This window comes from Mycobacterium sp. 852002-53434_SCH5985345 (assembly GCF_001667155.1).
Lineage (GTDB): Bacteria > Actinomycetota > Actinomycetes > Mycobacteriales > Mycobacteriaceae > Mycobacterium.
The window spans coordinates 37,143-55,321 of the sequence record NZ_LZIE01000026.1; the positions used below are offsets into that span (position 1 = coordinate 37,143).

The following is an 18,179-nucleotide window of genomic DNA, read 5'->3' on the forward strand; positions in this document are numbered from 1 at the left end:
CCTAACGCGTGCGAGCCAATCACGCACCGACCGCATGCCCCAAGCGGTCAAAGCGGTGTTGCCACAGGGAGTTTCGTTACACCTGCGCGGCAGCCCGGTCCAGGTCGGCGATGACGATCTTTCGCATGCCGTACATCGCTTGAGTGGCGGCCGCCGCGCGTGCCCGGTCCGGGTCGCTGATCAGCTCGTAGAGCCGGTCCGGGACGATCTGCCAGCTCAGGCCGAAGCGGTCCTTGCACCAACCACACTGCGATTCCTCGCCGCCGTCGGTCAGCCGCTCCCAGTAGTAGTCGACCTCGTCCTGGTCCTTGCAGTGGATGGTGAAGGACACCGCTTCGGTGAAGTGGAAGTGCGGGCCACCGTTGATGCCGATGAACCGGGTGCCGTCCAGCACGAAGCTGCCGGACAGGACGGTGCCCGGCTCGCCCGGTCCGGCCTCCGTGGTTCGGTTGAGGCCCTCGATGTGCGAGTTCGGGAAAATCGAGGTGTAGAACCTGGCCGCCTCCTCCAGGTTGTGGTCGAACCACAGCGACGGGGTGATCGATGGCATTGGCCACGGCCTCCTATTGGCTCGTTGGTGTTGTCACTGGATAGACCGCGGCCAGGGTGAAAACTCATCGCGTCGCCGACCCGCGCGACGGTGCTTAAGCTCCCTATGTAACGTCAGGTCGCATGAGCACCGTCAGCAGCCTCCCTCAGACGGTCGAGTTTTCCGGTGTCGGCGGCATCACCCTGGTCGCCGACGAGTGGAACGGCGGGACCGACGGCGCGGGACGGCCAAGCGTCCTCATGCTGCACGGTGGCGGCCAAAACCGGCATTCCTGGAAAAACACCGGCCAAATGCTTGCCGACCAGGGCTTGCATGTCGTCGCGCTCGACAGCCGGGGACACGGTGACAGCGATCGCGCACCCAACGCCGACTACGACGTCGAGACCCTGACCGCCGATGTCTTGAAGGTGATCGAGGCGATCGGCCGGCCGGTGATGATCATCGGCGCGAGCATGGGCGGGCTGACCGGAATCCTCGCCGCCCACCGGGCGGGGCCCGCGGTGGTGACCCGACTGGTCCTCGTCGACGTGGTGCCCCGATTCGAGAAAGGCGGCAGCGCCCGTATTCGCGATTTCATGATCAGCGGCCTCGACGGTTTCGACTCGCTGGAGGAGGCCGCCGACGCCGTCGCCGCCTATCTCCCGTACCGGGACAAGCCGCGCAGCCCCGAGGGCCTGAAGAAGAACCTGCGGCTGCGTGACAACGGCCGCTGGTACTGGCACTGGGACCCGGCGTTCATGACCAAGCCCGGCGACGATCCCGAGCTGCGTACCGAGAAGTTCGAGCAGGCCGCGAAGAGCCTCTCGATTCCTGTCCTGCTGATCCGCGGGAAGCTGTCAGACGTGGTGAGCCCCGAAGGCGTCCGGCATTTCCTGGCCAGCGTGCCTCGCGCGGAGTTCGTCGAGCTGTCCAACGCCGGGCACACCGCGGCCGGCGACGACAACGACGCGTTCAGCGACGCCGTGGTGAAGTTCGTCAAGCGGCACTGATTGGCCGCGATCCGCCGCTAGTTAGCCGGCTTCTCGGCGTGCCCGCCGAACTGCTTGCGCATCGCCGACAGCGCCTTGTTGGCGAAGTCATCGAGTGAGCGCGAGGCGAAGCGGGACTGCAGCGCGGTCGTCAGCACCGGCGAAGGCACCCCCTCGTCGATCGCCGCGATGGCGGTCCACCGGCCCTCCCCGGAGTCGGAGACCCGTCCGGAGAACTCCGCGAGGTCGGGCGAATCGTGCAGCGCGATCGCGGTCAGATCCAGCAGCCAGGAGCCGATGACGCTGCCGCGGCGCCACACCTCGGCGACCTCGGGGATGTCGAAGTCGTACTGGTAGAACTCCGGATTCGACAGCGGCGCCGTTTCGGCGTCGCCCTCTTGCACCTGCTTGCCGATGTCGGCACCGCGCAGGATGTTCAGCCCTTCGGCGAGCGAGGCCATCATCCCGTACTCGATGCCGTTGTGCACCATCTTGACGAAGTGCCCGGCGCCGGACGGCCCGCAGTGCAGGTAACCCTTTTCCGACCGGGCGACCTCGCCGTCACGGCCCGGCGTGCGCGGCGCCGCGTCCACCCCGGGAGCGACACTGGCGAAGATGGGTTCGGCGTGCAGAAAAGCCTCGTCGTCGCCGCCGATCATCAGGCAGTAGCCGCGTTCCCGACCCCACACGCCGCCGCTGGTGCCGCAGTCGAGTAGGTGAATGCCCTTCTCCGACAGCATCTTTGCGTGGCTGATGTCGTCGCGGTAATACGAGTTGCCGCCGTCGATGACGATGTCGCCGGCCTCCAGCGTCTCGGCCAACTCGTCGATGACCCCCGTCGTGATGGTCCCCGCCGGCACCATCACCCAGACCACCCGCGGTGCGGTCAGCTTGGCGGCAAGCTCCCGCAGGGATGACGCCCCGGTGGTCCGCTCCTCCCCCGCCATCGCCTTGACCGCGTCGGGGTTGTGGTCATAGACCACGCATTCGTGTCCATCCTTGGCCACGCGGCGGACGATGTTCGCGCCCATCCTGCCGAGGCCGATCATCCCGAGCTGCATCTCTTCCTGTTCTCCTTACTGTGACGTCTGCTTTGGCAGCCACGGCTCTTGCCAGCTGCGGTGACCGTGCAGCAGCGACTGCGCGGCCTCGGGTCCCCACGAGCCCTGGTCGTAGTGATGGATCCGATCCGGCTTGTCCAGCACGGGCTGCACGATCCGCCATGTCTCCTCGATGGCGTCTTCCCGGGCGAACAGCTGGCGGTCGCCGGTGAGCGCGGCGTAAAGCAGCCGTTCGTAGGGACGCACGGCTTCCCCGAGATCCTCGGCGAACGACGAGTCCATGTGTACGTCGTGCCATCCGTCGCCGACTTGGGCGGACAACTGCAGCCGCATCCCCGGATCGGGATCGATGCGCAGCACGATCTGATTGGGCGCGGGCGGCCGACGGTTGGGCAAAAACGAAAATCCCGGAACGTGGTGGAGGAACATTCGCACCTCGGTGACCTTCTCCGGCAACGCTTTTCCTGCGCGCAAGAATATCGGCACGCCCGCCCAGCGCCAGTTGTCGATCTCGGTCCGCAGCGCGATATAGGTCTCGGTTTGGGAATCCTTCGCCACCCCGTCCACGTCGGTGTAGCCACGGTATTGGCCACGCACGCAACGCTCGGGATCCAGCGCCGGCATCGCGCGGAACACCTCAGCCTTCTTGTCGTTGAGGTCATCGGCGCTGGGACCGACGGGGGGCTCCATCGCGACCAGTGCGAGCACCTGGAGCAGATGGTTCTGCACGACGTCACGCAGGGCACCCACCGCGTCGTAGAACTTGCCACGGTCCTCGATGCCGAAATCCTCGGCCATGGTGATGTGAATTTCGGAAATGCTGTCCCGGTCCCAGAGCTTGGCCAGGCCGTTGTTGGCGAAGCGCAGGTATTGCAGCTCTTCGACGGGTTGCTTGCCCAGGAAGTGATCCACCCGCAGGATCTGGTCCTCGTCGAGCACCGCACGCAGCCGCGCGTTCAAGTCGCGGGCGGAGGCCAGGTCGTGGCCGAACGGCTTCTCCACCGCGACGCGTGCACACTCCAACAGGTCGGCCTTGGCGAGGTTCTCCACGATCGGCGCGAACAGGGACGGCGGCATTTCCAGGTAGTACAGGGGCCGGCAGTCCTTGCCGATCTTCTTGGCGAGCTGGCCGTAGAGCTTGTCGTCGGTGACGTCACCGTGCAGATAGGACAGCCGGCCAGCGAACCGCTCGAACACCGCGTCGTCGAACTTCTCTCCCGACGCCTTGATGGCGTCGCGGGCACGCTCGACCAGCTTCTCGAGGGAGATGTCGTCGCTGGCCACGCCGACGATCGGGATGTCCAACATGCCGCGCGCCTCGAGCCGGTACAAGGCGCGGTAGGTCATCTTGCGCGCCAGGTCCCCGGTGATGCCGAATATCACCAGCTTGTTCGAAGAGTTGTCCCCGCCGTCAGCCAAGCCCGCACCTCCGAAAGTCATCGGCTCTTCCAGACTCACTACCCGCGGCGGTCGGACCTAACACTAGACACCGCACACAGACCCGACAACCTCAAGCCATCGCGGCCTTTGACAGGATGCTTGGGTGGGTGACGCGGTGCATATCACGGTCTACGTCCTGGCCGGCGTAGCCGCGACCGAAGCCATCGCACTTGCCGTGCTGGCGCGGCTACTGGTCCGCAGCCGCCAGGAGATCGACGAGTTGCGGCACCGCACCGACACCCGCAATTGGTTGCTGTCGGGTGGGCGCGAGGCCGTCAAGACCGTGTGGCAGACCGCAAACCTGGTGCGCAAAGAAGGTTTCGGCGGCGCCATCCGCAGTTCGATCGAAGACCTCGCCGACTGGGCGGAGGTGGAGCGTCCCGACTTGGCGCGCGTCACGCCGGACGGCCGGGTGGTGATCCTGTTCTCCGACATCGAGGAATCCACCGCGCTCAACGAGCGCATCGGTGACCGGGCCTTCGTGAAGCTCATTGCCGCACACGACAAGCTGGTGTCAGAGCTCGTGCAACGGCGGTCCGGTCACGTGGTGAAGAGCCAGGGCGATGGCTTCATGGTCGCCTTCGCCCGCGCCGACCAGGCGGTGCGGTGCGGCATGGACCTGCAGCGTGCGCTACGCCGGGATGCAAAGCGCAAGCGGCACGCGGAAATTCGCGTCCGCATCGGCATCCATATGGGCCGCTCGGTGCGGCGCGGCGAAGATCTGTTCGGCCGCAACGTCGCGATGGCGGCGCGGGTGGCAGCGCAGGCCGTCGGCGGCGAGATCTTGGTGAGTCAACCGGTGCGAGATGCCGTTTCCGACTGTGACGACATCCGTTTCGACGAGGGCCGCGACGTCGAACTGAAGGGATTTTCGGGCGACTATCGCTTGTTCGCCGTCGAGGCCCCGGCCGATCCCGATTCGGACTGAAAGCCCTCGCCGTCATTTTCGGCCAGCCGCTGGTGCAGGCGGGACCGTACCTCGTCGGCCGTGTAGGCGCGTCGCTTGCGTTGGTCGCGGACCACCAGCGCACCCCCGGCGACGACACCCGCGACGCCGGCCAGCCCAAGCCATTTCCACACATTGCGCATGAACCCAGGGTATTCGCGCTGCGACTGACTTGTGTGCTCTTGCAACTCCGAAGCCCAAGGGCCGGACGTGTTGGTGACAGACGCGAAGTACTCTCCTCATAATGCTCACCCTCGATCAAGCGCTGAACGAAACGCGCACGGGCGATCTCTGGCTGTTTCGCGGCCGTTCCAGGCCCGACCGCGCGATTCAGACGCTGACGAACGCACCGGTGAACCACGTCGGCATGACGGTGGCTATTGACGACCTGCCGCCGTTGATCTGGCACGCCGAGTTGGGTGACAAGCTCGTCGACATGTGGACCGGCACCAACCACCGGGGCGTGCAACTCAACGATCTGCACCAGGCCGTCCTGCAGTGGACCCAGCGGTACCAGCAGCGGTGCTGGCTGCGCCAGCTGACGCCCAATCCCACCCGCGAGCAGGAGAACAAACTGCTGCGGGTGATCGCGCGGATGGACGGCACCGCGTTTCCCACCACCGCGCGGCTGACCGGTCGCTGGTTCCGCGGCCGGCTCCCGACCATCAACGACTGGGTCCGGGGAATCCCGGTGGTGGACAAAAAGGTTCGCGAGCAGTCCCGGCGTCTTCGGGAGGAGCGCAAGATGAGCCTTTCCACGGCATATTGCGCGGAGACGGTGGCGATCACCTACGAGGAAATGGGATTGCTGAACACAGACAAGGACGCCAATTGGTTTGACCCGGGCAAGTTCTGGAGCGGCGACACGCTTCCGCTGGCGCCGGGCTATCAGCTGGGCGAGGAAATCGCCATCACGGTAAGCGAATCCGGCTAGTCGACCGACATCTCACCCAGTTGGGACCATCCCGTCGCATCGATGGTTTGGTTGATTATTTTCGGGGTGGACGTCAGCGCCTGCGGGAGTTCTTCCATGGCCCGCTTGAAGTGGTCGCTGTTCACGTGGATGCCGCCCGCCTCACCGTCACGGAAGGCCTCCACCAAAACGTACTCAGCCGGGTTGTCCAGGCTGCGCGACCACTCGAACCAGAGATTGCCTTCCTCGGCACGGGTGGCGGCCGTGAAGGATGCGACGAGTTCTGGCCAGCGGTCCGTCCACTCGGGCTTGGTATCGAACTTCACGACGACGAAGATCACTTGCGGTCCCGCCTAGCTCGCTCCTGGATGCTGCGCCTCGCCCGATCGCGGCGAGCAGCGCCAGCATATCCGCCCGCCGGCGTCGCCGATGGGCCGGCCTCCAGCAAAGTGCGCCCCGGGGGTTTAAATTAAACGCCCGGGGCCCACCCTCGCATTGATTCTGTACGAATCGCGGACCGCTTACCCTCGCCGCGAGTGGCCTGCCTCACAAACCTTGCGCAGGCCGAGCTATTTCACTTTGCACTAGCTCCTGTTCTGCTTGCGTGTCCTATATGCGTCAAATAGTGGCGCGAAAGATCGAGGCTTTCGCGAAATGATTTCGTTAAGGATTCGCAATTCCCGGGTCGCCGGGCGGCGGCATTTCGGGCCCCGGCGGGGCCGGGGGTGCGGGCGGCGCGGGGGCCGTAGCGTCGACCAGGACGGGCGGCGCCTCCGGCGGTGGCGGTGGCGCGTCCGGTGGCGGCGGCGGTGCGTCGGGCGGCGGGGGAAGGGCACCTTCGCCATCCGGCGGCATGGGCAGGAACATGTGGTGCGTGAACCCGGCCTGGTAGGCGCCGGCACCACCGATGTGCACTCCGCCGTGCTCACCGCTGGATACCGGGGTCCCGTCCGGCAGCGTCGCGGCCGTGTGGCCGCCGTTCCACCCGATCACGAGGGCGTTGGGGGCGGTTCCGTATTGAAACCCGCGCGCCAACAATGCCGCCTCTTCATTTCCGGTGTTGAACCGGTTTCCGAAGACCGGCCTGTCGGATGCCGCGTTGGCAACCCAGGAAACGAGTCCAGAGCAATCCGTCCCGGAGGGAGAATCCCCACCCGCAATATAAGGCGTCCCGGATACCTGATTGATCAATGACATCAATGTTGCAAGAACTACCATGGCCGGGGACGCTAGCAATAGCGGATATTGTTCGCCAAAATTTGTGGCGCACGTCATTCGCAGGCGGGAAAATGGCGCTCACCGCACGTTCAGCAAACCTGCTGCGGCGGTAGGTGCGGCCACCAGCAAACGGCCGCGCGCACGATCAGGGGGTCTTGGGACCCGCGTTCGGTACCCGCAATCTCCCGGTCGTCGAGCGTCTCGGCCCGGCGTTCGAGCTCCTCGGGTGTGCCAGGGCAGTCCTGGGAGACCACGACGAGGTCTTCACGCCGCGGCGGCCCACCACGTATGAGTGCCTGCGTGCCCTTGGGCGCTGGCGCGTCCGCGCGGGTCATCAATGAATTCGTACCAAGTAGCGAGATTTCGCAGAAAGCAACGCGCCAGTTCATCGGCCCCCGTCGCATCGGTAGCGGTCCGGCGAGGGTTTGTCATTGCCAGAGGCCACGAAGCGACAGCGAGCTCAGCCAACCGAGCCCGATTGCGATCGAGATTCTTTGGGTGATACCGCTTTTGCCGCCGAGGCGGGATCGACCCCTGATCGCGGCGCCCAAGAGAAGCAGGCTGCCCGCCATCACCGTGCTCGATCCCGCCGAATAACAGGCCCATCGGTAATCGCCGCTCCGAACCGCGGTGGCCGCGCTGGCCAGGCCAGCGGCGGGTATGCCCACAAAGACCGGGATTCCGCAGAGGTCGTGGATCCGGCCCGCACGAGTGGGCCGGGCCGGGGCGGCCACCCGGCTCGTCACGTCGGGGCGCTCGCCGAGAAGGTCACCAACGTAATCGGTGACGAAGACTCCCGAGCCGATCAGCCCAATGCCCGCTCCTGCGACGAGCGCCGGAACGGCGCGGGGTCCAATGCGCCGCCGATCGCAATGTGCGAGACCGGCGGCCGCGCATGAATATAGGGCTCCGGCAAGGATGAAATTGATGCGCTGGTACCAACCTTGACGACCCACCGCAAGCGAACTGACCGGGTAGCGCCGCCAATCGTAACCCCGACGCGCGGCTCCGATCACGGTGAAAGCCGTAACGAAGAGCGGCCCGGCAAGGGCACCGCAGAGGAGCTGAACAGAATGCACGCGTGGCAAGCCGGCTGACACCTGACTAGGTTACTCAAACGTGTAGCCGTATAGCGGTTACACCGCGCCCCTTACAGCTCCACCGAGATGCGGTCCGTCCAAATTCTTTGCACACCAGTCATATTCCGAACTTGGCGCGGGCCTCGTCCGTCACCGGGGTGAAGAGGTTGACAAGATTCCCGTCGGGATCCCGCAGGAGCAGCGCGCGATTACCCCACGGCATCGTGGTCGGCCTCGTCACGACCTCCCCGACGCGCTCCTGCAGCCGCTCGTATTGCGCGTCAACATCGTGGACTATGAACTCCACGATCGCGCTGCGGTTGGCGGCCGGCTCGGCCGATCCAGCCGCGAACAGCGGCACGGTCTTGTCGCTGCCGATGGCCAGCGTGCCAACCGGCGTCGGAATTTCGGCGAAAAGCTCGTTGCCCCATACGGCGGGGGTCTCGGTGACCGTCTCGTAGAAATCGACGAGCCGCTTGACGTCGGCGGTGATGATACGGGTGGAAACGAACTTCATGGAGCCCTCCTGGCGGCCGTGACGGTGCAACTAGTGCGACCAGGGCATGCTAAGGAACGCCGCCGACAAGATGGCGGTTGCGGGCACTGCAGCACGTTCGCTTAGGCCGGAGTCCAGATTCCGTTGTTCCAGAACCCCCAATTGCCCGGGCCAGTCGGATTCCACATCAGCTGAGCCCCCGGCGCCCACGCCGGCTGGGGTGGCGGCGGAGGCGCCCAGACGGGCGGTGGCCCCCAGGGTCCCGCGCCCGCCGGGTAACTCTGGCCCGCCGGACCTTGCCAGTCGTGGCAGTGATTCCAGTCCCAGTCGTAGACCCTGCCCCAGCTCGCGTCCCACGGATTGCCCGGGCACCAATGCGAGGTCGGGGCTGGGACGGCCTGGGCCACTCCACCCGTCAGCCCTAGAGCGGACAACACCAACCCGCAACCCACCACGATCCTCGTAGACCGCCGGACCGACGCCTCCGCCTGCTTGACAGTCGCCATCTGTCAAGCATGGTCGACGTGAGACCTGTCCGCTAGACGGCGCGGCGAGGTTTTGACATCAGGCCGCGACTTGCGCCGGCTGCTCTGCCGGTTCACGGGAACCTCGCCGGGGGGCAATCCATGGGAACAATGCAAGACCGCTCACCACGATCAGGCCCACGGCCTGAACCAGGATGTACTGGGTAAGACCGCGTTCGTAGACCACGTTGGCGATCACCATCGCCCCTAGGCTTGCCACGTATAAGACGACCAGACCGAGGGTGAACGGTTCGAACGATGGATGAGATTTGACGGAGCGCAGTGCGGTCACGGTGACCGCGCAGTAGCCGACCACGAGCATCACGACGACCGGCCACTGAGGTCCGCCGAGCGCGGTGACGACGGTGACCGGCGACATCAGGATGGGCCCGGTTAGCAGGACCACCAGGGCTGCGAGCGGTGGAAACGCGCCCATTGCCTTCGCATTCGACCATCGTGCGATACCACTACTGGCCAAACCGTCGATTCGGGGCGCGGCCCAAAGCATGATGAAGATGAAGACGGCGTCCCAGATGCCCTGCCAACAGAGATCGAGCAGCGGCCAGCCGACCCAGAACTGGAAGTACTCAAAGTTCGGATTCCAGGTCCACCACACGACGTGGCGCAGATTGCCCTCAATGATGTAGGGGGCGTCGAGCGCGATCATGAATAATCCACCGGTAACGGCTCCCTGCCAACGCTTTTCGATCCCGATCGCCTCGACGACCTTGAAACCGGTGAACAGGAAAACCGGATAGAAGATCACAACGTACGCGGGCATCATCGTGGTGCCGTGCCACAAGGGGAACGCAGGCCAGTTGATCATCACCATGAAGTCGCCCTGCTTGTACATGTTGAGTGTGGCCATCCCGGCCAATTCCAGCACGAGTCCGTAGATTGTCGCTGCTGCCAGCAATGCGCAGTAGATGCGCCGTCCGCGGCGGAGCTGGACGACGCTGTATGCCACTGCGGCCACGAACATGGTCAGCAGCATGACGTCGCACAGATTCGTCTGCCAGGGAAGACCTGCGGGGTTGTTGAACACAATCAGGTTCATCTGCGCACACCTGCCATTTGACTAGACATTTCTGCCTTAACGTATGTCTCCTCGGGCCTGCCGTCAAGAATAACCAGCGGCGATCCAGATCTCGGCCATACAAATATCGGTCAGTCGTCTTGTCTCCAGCGAACTTGGTCGCTAACGTCGACGGCATGACGGACCTACAGGTGAGACGCGTTCGCTTTGACTTCGCGAGCGCCGATGTCCCGTTCAACTGGCAGCCGGAGCGGCCCGCGTTCGCAATGCAGTGCAATGCCATTTCGTTCTTTGCGCCCGGGTTCGAGAAGCTCATCGTCGACGCGACGCGGGAGGCCATCCCGCTGATGCGGGACCCGGCGGCGGCCGAGGAGGCAGAGTCCTACTTGCGTCAGGAGGCACAGCACTCTGCCGCTCACCAAAGCCATATCCGTGCGCTAATCCGACGTTGGCCCGGTTTGCAGGAAACGATGGACGAGGTCGTAGCCTCCTACGACCGTCTCACCGCCACCAAGCCGCTCGCCTGGCGCCTCGCTTATCCCGCAGTTGTCGAAGCCACGTTCACGCCGTACTTCAAGGTCTTCCTCGACCACGAGGACAAGCTGTTTCGGGCCGGGGATGAGCGGGTAGCGTCGCTGTTCCTCTGGCACTTTGTCGAGGAAATCGAGCATCGCAGTTCCGCGCTCATCGTCTACAACGCCGTGCACGACAGCTATCTGTATCGCGCAAAGACGATAGTCGGCGTGCTCGCGCATATGAATGAAATTCTGGGGATCATCTCCCGCGGCTTTCAGCAGCATGTACCGAAGGAGGACGGCGGCGAACTCGGTCAGCTATTACCAAATGGGCTCTCTGCGAGGGCAGTTCGGGCCGCGCTGCGAGCCGCGCATGAGCTCACTCAACCGGGTCAGTCGACCTACGCCGGAGTGCCCAGGGGGGAAGTCCTCGCCATGATCGCCGGTCTGATCCGCTCGCAGGGTCCGCGGCATAACCCTGAACACGAGATCATTCCCGAATTCGCCAGCAAATGGATACAACGCTACGCGGAGGAACCGAAGAGCGCCGCGCGTTGGTACTCCGTCGGAGCCGTAACGGGCTCGGACGGTCGATGACGGTTAACACGTTTCGCCCCAACGCATCCAGTGCTCACGCGGCCACCAGCCTGCCCCTAGAGTTCAACCATGCGTAGCCACGGATGGGCGGGCAACGCCCCAGCGACTGATGAAGAGGCCATCGACAGGATCCTCGACGCGGCCGACGACATCATCGCCGAACAGGGATCCTCGATGCGGCTCACCGACGTGGCGCGCACCTTGGGCGTCACCAGGCAGACGGTCTATCGCTATTTCCCGGGAACCGAGGCTCTCATGGTCGCCAGCGCAATGCGCTCGGCCCACGGCTTCCTCGACCAGCTCGCCGAGCACATCAGCGGACTCACAGAACCCGCCGCGGCGCTCGTCGAAGGTGTCGCATTCGCCGTCGAAAGCCTTGCCGGAGAACGCCAAATCGATCGTCTGTTGGGAAATGGAGCACCAGAAGGTCAGACGGTTTCCCTGACCTCCGACACGGCTCGTGCGTTCTCCCGCTCGATGCTGCATCGCCTCGACGTTGACTGGGAAATGTACGGCTTCGACGAAGCCGCGCTCGACGAGCTGGCCGAAATGGGCCTACGCACTTTGCATTCGATCCTTGTCGACCCGGGGCAGCCGCACCGAGACGGCGTCGCGTTGCGCAGGTTCATTGCCCGCTGGCTCGGCCCCGCGGTCATCTACCCGCGCCTGGCCCAAGCGATGGATGCACTGAGCTATCGTGCCGCCCCGATTCGGCAGCCGTGGCGATCCTGACGGCACCCCTTTCGCCCTATTTGTCCTAGACCGAACGTAATCCGGGCAAGAAACGCACCATGCCGAGCTCGCACCCCACTCCGCCCGCGCTGCTTCACCCGTTCAGATCACGCGCTGTTGTGTCCATAGCCTCGACAAACTGTCGACATTGATGACCGACGCGTGCCTCGGAAATATCTTGCTGATCAGGAAGTCATGGGTCCCGCGATCGGGATCGGCGCTCGCGTCGTTGAGGACGATGATCCGATAGTCGCGATCGAGTGCTTCGCGCATGGTGCTCAGCACGACGCCGGCGGTGCTGATTCCGCCGAGGATGACTGTTGTGACCGCAAGGTCATGGAGTTGACGGTCGAGGTCGGTGGTGGTGAACGCCCCCACCCGGGTCTTGCGGACGGTGATGTCGTGCGGCTGCGGGCTGAGGCGTTCATGAATCTGACTGTCCGCGGCTTGGGCGTGCAGGGTGGCACGGAGTTTGGCGTCTGCCACGTGCGCCATGGCGCTGGTGGATGGGATTGCGGCGAAGTCGTTGTCGTCGAGGCCCATTCGGACCCAGCCGATGTGGCCGCCGCGAGCGTCGACTTCGGCGACGGCGGCGTTGACCCGATCGAGCAACGTTGATACGTCGCGTATTCGCCGCAGCAGCCCGACCTGGTAGTCCATCACCAGTAGCGCGGTAGCGCTCGGATCGAGCTTTGGGTGGTTTGTCATTGCTCTCAATTCGGTTGGTACTGAGTACTTTCCTGTTCGGACGCTGACGACGGCCTGCGATTACGCATGCTCACCCACCCGAGGACCACCACCCACACCAGAGGTAAGGCAACGGTCGGCCCGAATCGACTTACCGGGAAGGTGCCGTCAGCTATGAACACCATGATCGCGACGAAGTCGACCACCTGAATACCCAACATCGTGATGATCCACAGTTGGTGACGCCGAGGCGCCCATGCCGCGGCAACCATTCCGATCCCATAACCGATGAAGCGGGCACCGGCCGTAGCCAGAAGGAAGTGCACCCCGGGCGAGCCCGCCGGCGCCCCGTACATCTCGGCCACGACAGAGGGAGCGACCAGAGATACAGCCCCGTTGGCGATCTGGATCAGACCGAGAACGGCAAGCGCGATGCTAAGGACTCGCATAGTGGTCACCTTTCGTGTCAGAGGTACTGGCGGCATTGAAAGCCTTGAAGACTCCGCACTGCAGTCATCGAAATTGTTTCTGCCGCCGAAGGATTCCGGGTAGGCTGCCTGAACGAGTGATCGGATCGGTGGCCAACGCGATGACGCCAATGATGCTGACACCGATCATGATCCAGGCGATCAGGTGTAGCCCATGATCATTGACGGCGCCGTGGAACACCACCGAAATGATCGCCGAGGATGCGATCGACCCGATGTAGCCGAAGGATCGCAGCAAGCCTGACGCAGTGGCGATCTGCTGTTGCCCAGCTTGGGTGTAGACCGCGGTCTGGTTCGCACTTGCCGTCGTGGCCAAGGTGACCCCGAAGACAAGGGTGATCAACAGGATCCACAAATCTGGGCTGTGGGTGTTGACCAGCAGCACACCGATCGATCCGGCCAGGCATGACACACCCGCGGCGATCAATGGTGCCCGCAGCAAGTTGCGGGCAGAGATCGGCTGAGCCAGCAGTGCACCCACCGCGGTCAGCGGGAGCATAAGTAGACCGGCGGTCCTCGCTGAGAGCGCGCGGCTGGCTTGCAGCCACTGGGTGACACCATAGAGAACGGTGTACATGCACAACGTCGTCAATGCGTAGCGCAGGTATGTACGAGTCAACGCGGTATTGGTCTTCAGCAGGCGTACGTCGATGAAAGGACTGCGCGCCCGCAGTTCCCAACCGACCCAAATGGTTCCGAGCACAACGGCGAGAACCAGGCCGATCCACACCGGATGCGGTAACGACAGCAAAAAGACCAGCACTGCCGCCAAAGAGCCGGCAAACCCAGCCATACCCACCACATCGAGTTCGATCAGTGTCCGCCAAAACGTCCGGTGCTCTGCCGTTTTCGGGTCCGCAGGGATCCAGAGCAGTGCCATGGCCAAAGCGACCAACCCGACCGGGACGTTGATCAAGAAAGTCGCGCGCCACCCCCAGGTATCGACCAGCACGCCGCCGAGCGGAAGTCCGGCCGCCGCGGTCACCGTCCCCGCAATCACCAATCCACCCAGAACGCGGCCGGGCGGCGCGTCCAAGCCAGCCTGCGTGGCGCGTCGCCGAATGAGAAGCATCGCCGAGGGATACGCGCTCGAGGTTCCCGCACCAATGAGCACCCTTGCGACCACCAGCATGGCCAAGTTCGTTCCGGCACCGCCTACGACGCCACCGAGAATGACCAACACCATTCCGGCCACCAGAATGCGGCGTGCCCCGAATACCTCGGCAAGCTTGCCCGCAGTTGGCTGACCGATCGACGTGGCGAGATACAGCGCCGAAATCAATATCGCGCTGCCGCCCACCGACACACCCACGGCGTCCGCGATCGGCACGATTGCGGTCGCGATCACCGAGGTGCTGATGGGATTCAGCGTGGCGGCCACATAGAGCGGCGTGCTGAAACGCCACCCGAAGGCCGGCCCGGCATCGAGATCACGAGGCGCCTGAGCCTGTCGCATCAAAAACACCCACCTAACCGTTCGATGAGCGGTGCCGCCTGCGCCAGGATCTCCAACTCAGTGGAGCTGAACTCCTCGATGAGGACCTCAGCGAAACGACGCGCCCGCGCGTCGCGGTCATGTCGCACAACGTCGATTCCTTCGGGCGTCAACGACATCACCTGCCGCCGACCATCTTCGGGATCGGTGGTGCGCTGAACCAAGCCCTGAGACTCCAACGATCCGAGAGTCACCCTCATCGCCTGCGGGCTGATCTGTTGCATGCGGGCCAGTTGCGCCGCCGACGACGGACCGCCGCGATCCAGTTTCGCCAGCACCACCCGCTCGGGCATCGTCAGCTCACCCGGCAGCTGCAACTGCTTGGCGCGCCGCGAAAAAAGCGAATTCGCTTGGTAAAAAACGGCGGCCAACTTGTCGACATCAACGGAACGTCCCACAATTGACAACCTAGATTGCGCAATCTAGGTTGTCAATTACGGTCAAGCGATTCCAGGGCAGTGTCCTTCAGACGGGGGTGGCAACAGCACGGTCCTTTCGGTGCCGATCAAACTGTCCGGATGCCTTGACGACCTCTGGCCGCTGCCTACTTCTTGGTTGGCCAGACGTTGCTGGCAGCCGGATTCCACCAAGCCAGGCGGAGTTATCGGGCCGGCAGGATTCTCCTCGCCTGCGAGACGACGCCTGGCACGGTGTTCGCCAGGTCTGGCCGACTCCTGGCGAAAGCGTGAATCGTGCGATAGAACGACCAAAGTTGGCGTGGAGTAGGAACTTTCGGTACCCACGCCAACTCCCAGTGGATCCCGTTGATCGGGTCGTCGAAGAACACCGCGTAGTAGCCGGGCCAGTACTGGGGGTACTCCTTCGGCTCGTCAGTGACGGGAATATCCCGCCCGATCAAGAATTCACGATGGAAGCGGTCGACCTCTCCCCTGCTCCGCGCCCACAGAGCGATGTGGTTGATTCCGACCGCCTGGTCGCGGTGTGCCAGCTTCGCTCCGGTACGCGCGGGCTGAATACCGATGTAGCTGTGCGGGTTGACGTGCCGCGTCATGTAATACGTCGACTGGTACTCCATGTTCAGCGACGAGAAGCTGCTGTAGCCGAGCCAGCCGAACAGCGAGTCGTAGAACGTGATCGAGTCGTCGTAGTCCAACACCGCAAATTCAATGTGACAGACGCCACGCCATCGCATCGTGCCCCCTCAAGACCGCTTACTACGCAATGTAGTACCTGCGGCGCTCACAATGAAGCCTCTTCTCCTGTTTCGACGTCGCCGTCAATCTCGATCGGCCCGACTCCCCGCGAGGTAGGCCGCGAGATTGGCCAACGACGATCGAAGACCCTCGATATGGTCGTCCGCGGAAATGCCCGGCGGAACGTCATCGGCCCGGATGTCGACTCGGGTGCTGCCGGCACTCAGCGCGGTCACCGCCCAGGTCATGGTCATCGTTCCCGCGAACGAGGGGTCATCGGATTCGAAGTCGACGGCCTGCACGACCCGCTCGTCGGGCGTGATCTCGACGAACCGAGCATCTACGACATCGGAGTCGCCGCTTGACTTGCCACCCGACTCCGGCGGCTCGGCGTAGGTCAACCTCATCCGGTAGGACCCGCCGGGGCGGGCGTCGAAATGTTCGAACTCTCCGGACATACCTTGCGGCGGAAGCCATTCGACGAGCGCCTGCGGCGCCACCAGCGCGGCGTACACCCGACTCAGCGGAGCGGCAATCACCAACGAGGCGGTGTCAGTTCGTCCCATAACGCCCATGTTTCTAGACGTTGAAGCAGAACTCCACCGAGTCACGTCATCGACGTCTGCGCCATGACGTGCTCGGTCAGGTCTCCCCATGTGATCGACACTGCTGACGGCGCCCAAGCTATCGCCAGCGCACACTTCGGGTATGAATCAGCCAAACGAGTCACTCCCTACTCTTCGCGACCGAGTATCAGAGCTGACCGATGTGACATACGGAGACCTGGCATTGATAGGTGCGGCGTTGTTGTCAACCGTGACGTCAGTAGCCCAGCTCGGTTGGACTTCGCCGGGTGGTAGCAGCCTTGACTACACCCCTATGGAATCGGATACCCATGCCATGATCGTCCGCGACTTCGTAGCCTGGACATCCCACCGAGAGTCCCTAGCCGATGGATGTGAAGAGCGGCTACGCGCGTTTGTTGACGAGAGCGGTTGGACTAGGCACGTAGTTCACCAAATGGGTCGGCTGTTCGAGTCTGGGAACTAACCAAGGTCCCGCCAACCCGCTGATTTCCCTACATACAGCGCGTTAACATTCGGCCCACGGAACTCGACTAGACGTTGAAGCGGAACTCCACCACATCGCCGTCGGCCATGACGTAGTCCTTGCCTTCCATCCTGACCTTGCCCGCCGCCTTGGCCGCGGCCATGGAACCGGCGGCGATCAGGTCGTCGAATGACACGATCTCGGCCTTGATGAAGCCCTTTTCGAAATCGGTGTGGATCACCCCGGCGGCCTTCGGCGCGGTGTCGCCTTGGTGAATCACCCACGCGCGCGCCTCTTTTGGGCCGGCCGTGAGAAATGTCTGCAGCTTGAGGGTGTGGAAACCAGCGCGGGCCAGTGCATCGAGGCCGCGTTCGCTCTGCCCGATCGACTCCAGCAGTTCGGCGGCCGACTCGTCGTCGAGCTCGTTCAGCTCCGCTTCGATGGCCGCGTCCAGGAACACCGCGTCGGCGGGCGCCACCAGCTCACGCAGCTCGGCGGTCCGCGCCGCATCGGTCAGCACGGCCTCGTCGGCATTGAAGACATACAGAAACGGCTTGGTGGTCAACAGGTTCAGCTCTCGCAGCAAGGACGCATCCACCCCGGCGCCGAACAGGGTCCTTCCGCCGTCGAGCGTCTCCTGGGCCGCGGCCGCCGCGTCGTACACCGGCCTGCGCTCCTTATTGGTGCGGGCCTCCTTCTCCAGCCTCGGCAGAGCGCGTTCCAGGGTCTGCAGGTCGGCCAGGATCAACTCCGTCTCAACCACCTCGATGTCCGATCGGGGATCCACCTCACCGGCCACATGGGTCACATCGTCATCGGAGAACACCCGGACCACCTGGCAGATGGCGTCACATTCGCGGACGTGGGCCAGGAACTTGTTGCCCAGCCCCGCCCCCTCGGACGCGCCCTTGACCAGGCCGGCGATGTCGACGAATGTCACCGGCGCCGGCACGACGCGCTGGGACGCGAACAACTCGGCCAGCCTGTCCAGGCGCGGATCGGGCAGCGGAACGACGCCCTCGTTCGGTTCGATCGTCGCGAACGGATAGTTGGCCGCCAGTACGTTGTTGCGGGTCAGCGCGTTGAACAGCGTCGACTTACCGACGTTGGGCAGACCGACGATTCCCAGGCTCAGGCTCACAGGGACCCAAGTCTAGGGGTCGCCGGGGGCACCGGCCGCTGTGGACCATTCGTGCGCGATCGGCATGGCACGCCCGGGATCCCTACGAG

Annotated in this window: 23 protein-coding genes; 5 read left to right on the top strand and 18 right to left on the bottom strand. The window is 64.0% G+C overall.

All coding sequences use genetic code 11. The features are described from left to right. Positions 1–76: 76 nt before the first annotated feature. Positions 77–550 (bottom strand): VOC family protein, encoded by a 474-nt coding sequence (locus A5756_RS04760; protein ID WP_066948031.1) that lies wholly within the window; start codon positions 548–550, stop codon positions 77–79. A 122-nt stretch (positions 551–672) separates the two neighbouring features. Between A5756_RS04760 and A5756_RS04765 the strand changes: the two genes are divergently transcribed. Next, positions 673–1,539, top strand: coding sequence for an alpha/beta fold hydrolase (locus A5756_RS04765; RefSeq protein ID WP_066948034.1), 867 nt, complete (start codon positions 673–675; stop codon positions 1,537–1,539). A gap of 17 nt (positions 1,540–1,556) precedes the next feature. On the opposite strand, the gene gnd is transcribed toward A5756_RS04765, so the two are convergent. Next, the gene (gene gnd, locus A5756_RS04770) at positions 1,557–2,579 is read right to left on the bottom strand and encodes a phosphogluconate dehydrogenase (NAD(+)-dependent, decarboxylating) (protein ID WP_066948037.1); all 1,023 of its coding nucleotides are present in this window, start codon (positions 2,577–2,579) and stop codon (positions 1,557–1,559) included. Positions 2,580–2,594: 15 nt separating this feature from the next. Continuing rightward, positions 2,595–3,998 carry a glucose-6-phosphate dehydrogenase gene (locus tag A5756_RS04775; protein WP_066948265.1) on the bottom strand — a complete coding sequence of 468 codons (1,404 nt, stop codon included), beginning with the start codon at positions 3,996–3,998 and terminating at the stop codon, positions 2,595–2,597. A 124-nt stretch (positions 3,999–4,122) separates the two neighbouring features. Here A5756_RS04775 and A5756_RS04780 point away from each other — a divergent pair, with 124 nt between their 5' ends. After that, complete coding sequence (locus tag A5756_RS04780) at positions 4,123–4,947, top strand: adenylate/guanylate cyclase domain-containing protein (protein ID WP_066948040.1); 825 nt, start codon at positions 4,123–4,125, stop codon at positions 4,945–4,947. On the opposite strand, the gene A5756_RS04785 is transcribed toward A5756_RS04780, so the two are convergent. Next, the gene (locus tag A5756_RS04785) at positions 4,899–5,108 is read right to left on the bottom strand and encodes a hypothetical protein (protein ID WP_066948043.1); all 210 of its coding nucleotides are present in this window, start codon (positions 5,106–5,108) and stop codon (positions 4,899–4,901) included. The two genes, A5756_RS04780 and A5756_RS04785, sit on opposite strands and share 49 nt — an antisense overlap. Positions 5,109–5,209: 101 nt before the next feature. Here A5756_RS04785 and A5756_RS04790 point away from each other — a divergent pair, with 101 nt between their 5' ends. Continuing rightward, positions 5,210–5,899 (top strand): guanylate cyclase, encoded by a 690-nt coding sequence (locus A5756_RS04790; RefSeq protein WP_066948048.1) that lies wholly within the window; start codon positions 5,210–5,212, stop codon positions 5,897–5,899. On the opposite strand, the gene A5756_RS04795 is transcribed toward A5756_RS04790, so the two are convergent. The 7 genes from A5756_RS04795 to A5756_RS04820 form a co-directional block, all read right to left on the bottom strand. Then, positions 5,896–6,219 carry a putative quinol monooxygenase gene (locus A5756_RS04795; protein WP_066948051.1) on the bottom strand — a complete coding sequence of 108 codons (324 nt, stop codon included), beginning with the start codon at positions 6,217–6,219 and terminating at the stop codon, positions 5,896–5,898. The two genes, A5756_RS04790 and A5756_RS04795, sit on opposite strands and share 4 nt — an antisense overlap. 322 nt (positions 6,220–6,541) lie before the next feature. Then, the gene (locus A5756_RS04800) at positions 6,542–7,153 is read right to left on the bottom strand and encodes a C40 family peptidase (RefSeq protein WP_232005321.1); all 612 of its coding nucleotides are present in this window, start codon (positions 7,151–7,153) and stop codon (positions 6,542–6,544) included. Positions 7,154–7,185: 32 nt separating this feature from the next. Beyond that, a complete protein-coding gene (locus tag A5756_RS04805; protein ID WP_066948059.1) occupies positions 7,186–7,431 on the bottom strand; it encodes a hypothetical protein in 246 nt (81 codons plus the stop codon). A gap of 93 nt (positions 7,432–7,524) precedes the next feature. Beyond that, entirely contained in the window at positions 7,525–8,196 is a 672-nt protein-coding gene (locus tag A5756_RS04810) for a DUF998 domain-containing protein (protein ID WP_082948383.1), read from the bottom strand. Between the two features lie 97 nt (positions 8,197–8,293). Beyond that, positions 8,294–8,692: a VOC family protein gene (locus A5756_RS04815; RefSeq protein WP_066948068.1), complete on the bottom strand. Its 399-nt coding sequence runs from the start codon at positions 8,690–8,692 to the stop codon at positions 8,294–8,296. 101 nt (positions 8,693–8,793) lie between these two features. Beyond that, the gene (locus A5756_RS25265) at positions 8,794–9,177 is read right to left on the bottom strand and encodes a hypothetical protein (protein WP_197505336.1); all 384 of its coding nucleotides are present in this window, start codon (positions 9,175–9,177) and stop codon (positions 8,794–8,796) included. Between the two features lie 58 nt (positions 9,178–9,235). Further along, complete coding sequence (locus tag A5756_RS04820; RefSeq protein ID WP_066948072.1) at positions 9,236–10,252, bottom strand: hypothetical protein; 1,017 nt, start codon at positions 10,250–10,252, stop codon at positions 9,236–9,238. Positions 10,253–10,407: 155 nt separating this feature from the next. Here A5756_RS04820 and A5756_RS04825 point away from each other — a divergent pair, with 155 nt between their 5' ends. Beyond that, a complete protein-coding gene (locus tag A5756_RS04825) occupies positions 10,408–11,343 on the top strand; it encodes a metal-dependent hydrolase (RefSeq protein ID WP_066948075.1) in 936 nt (311 codons plus the stop codon). Between the two features lie 69 nt (positions 11,344–11,412). Further along, the gene (locus A5756_RS04830; RefSeq protein WP_066948080.1) at positions 11,413–12,075 is read left to right on the top strand and encodes a TetR/AcrR family transcriptional regulator; all 663 of its coding nucleotides are present in this window, start codon (positions 11,413–11,415) and stop codon (positions 12,073–12,075) included. Between the two features lie 102 nt (positions 12,076–12,177). On the opposite strand, the gene A5756_RS04835 is transcribed toward A5756_RS04830, so the two are convergent. The 7 genes from A5756_RS04835 to ychF form a co-directional block, all read right to left on the bottom strand. After that, positions 12,178–12,783, bottom strand: a complete 606-nt coding sequence (locus A5756_RS04835; protein ID WP_066948083.1) for a cysteine hydrolase family protein — start codon at positions 12,781–12,783, stop codon at positions 12,178–12,180. A gap of 5 nt (positions 12,784–12,788) precedes the next feature. Further along, positions 12,789–13,211: a hypothetical protein gene (locus A5756_RS04840; RefSeq protein WP_066948086.1), complete on the bottom strand. Its 423-nt coding sequence runs from the start codon at positions 13,209–13,211 to the stop codon at positions 12,789–12,791. 64 nt (positions 13,212–13,275) lie between these two features. Continuing rightward, the gene (locus A5756_RS04845) at positions 13,276–14,706 is read right to left on the bottom strand and encodes an MFS transporter (RefSeq protein ID WP_066948089.1); all 1,431 of its coding nucleotides are present in this window, start codon (positions 14,704–14,706) and stop codon (positions 13,276–13,278) included. Continuing rightward, a complete protein-coding gene (locus A5756_RS04850) occupies positions 14,706–15,143 on the bottom strand; it encodes a MarR family winged helix-turn-helix transcriptional regulator (protein WP_066948092.1) in 438 nt (145 codons plus the stop codon). The genes A5756_RS04845 and A5756_RS04850 overlap by 1 nt, the downstream gene beginning before the upstream one ends. Before the next feature lie 203 nt (positions 15,144–15,346). Then, the gene (locus A5756_RS04855; protein WP_066948096.1) at positions 15,347–15,898 is read right to left on the bottom strand and encodes a VOC family protein; all 552 of its coding nucleotides are present in this window, start codon (positions 15,896–15,898) and stop codon (positions 15,347–15,349) included. 84 nt (positions 15,899–15,982) lie between these two features. Continuing rightward, positions 15,983–16,465 (bottom strand): SRPBCC family protein, encoded by a 483-nt coding sequence (locus A5756_RS04860; RefSeq protein WP_066948099.1) that lies wholly within the window; start codon positions 16,463–16,465, stop codon positions 15,983–15,985. Positions 16,466–17,016: 551 nt separating this feature from the next. After that, a complete protein-coding gene (gene ychF / locus A5756_RS04865; RefSeq protein ID WP_066948102.1) occupies positions 17,017–18,090 on the bottom strand; it encodes a redox-regulated ATPase YchF in 1,074 nt (357 codons plus the stop codon). Positions 18,091–18,179 lie beyond the last annotated feature (89 nt).

Coding starts and splice junctions, on each gene's coding strand:
- A5756_RS04830 (WP_066948080.1), top strand. CDS start 11,413: ATGCGTAGCCACGGATGGGCGGGCAACGCCCCAGCGACTGATGAAGAG.
- A5756_RS04800 (WP_232005321.1), bottom strand. CDS start 7,153: ATGACGTGCGCCACAAATTTTGGCGAACAATATCCGCTATTGCTAGCG.
- A5756_RS04825 (WP_066948075.1), top strand. CDS start 10,408: ATGACGGACCTACAGGTGAGACGCGTTCGCTTTGACTTCGCGAGCGCC.
- A5756_RS04790 (WP_066948048.1), top strand. CDS start 5,210: ATGCTCACCCTCGATCAAGCGCTGAACGAAACGCGCACGGGCGATCTC.
- A5756_RS25265 (WP_197505336.1), bottom strand. CDS start 9,177: ATGGCGACTGTCAAGCAGGCGGAGGCGTCGGTCCGGCGGTCTACGAGG.
- A5756_RS04855 (WP_066948096.1), bottom strand. CDS start 15,898: ATGCGATGGCGTGGCGTCTGTCACATTGAATTTGCGGTGTTGGACTAC.
- A5756_RS04805 (WP_066948059.1), bottom strand. CDS start 7,431: ATGACCCGCGCGGACGCGCCAGCGCCCAAGGGCACGCAGGCACTCATA.
- A5756_RS04860 (WP_066948099.1), bottom strand. CDS start 16,465: ATGGGACGAACTGACACCGCCTCGTTGGTGATTGCCGCTCCGCTGAGT.
- A5756_RS04845 (WP_066948089.1), bottom strand. CDS start 14,706: ATGCGACAGGCTCAGGCGCCTCGTGATCTCGATGCCGGGCCGGCCTTC.
- A5756_RS04785 (WP_066948043.1), bottom strand. CDS start 5,108: ATGCGCAATGTGTGGAAATGGCTTGGGCTGGCCGGCGTCGCGGGTGTC.
- gnd (WP_066948037.1), bottom strand. CDS start 2,579: ATGCAGCTCGGGATGATCGGCCTCGGCAGGATGGGCGCGAACATCGTC.
- A5756_RS04820 (WP_066948072.1), bottom strand. CDS start 10,252: ATGAACCTGATTGTGTTCAACAACCCCGCAGGTCTTCCCTGGCAGACG.
- A5756_RS04815 (WP_066948068.1), bottom strand. CDS start 8,692: ATGAAGTTCGTTTCCACCCGTATCATCACCGCCGACGTCAAGCGGCTC.
- A5756_RS04835 (WP_066948083.1), bottom strand. CDS start 12,783: ATGACAAACCACCCAAAGCTCGATCCGAGCGCTACCGCGCTACTGGTG.
- A5756_RS04760 (WP_066948031.1), bottom strand. CDS start 550: ATGCCATCGATCACCCCGTCGCTGTGGTTCGACCACAACCTGGAGGAG.
- A5756_RS04840 (WP_066948086.1), bottom strand. CDS start 13,211: ATGCGAGTCCTTAGCATCGCGCTTGCCGTTCTCGGTCTGATCCAGATC.
- A5756_RS04765 (WP_066948034.1), top strand. CDS start 673: ATGAGCACCGTCAGCAGCCTCCCTCAGACGGTCGAGTTTTCCGGTGTC.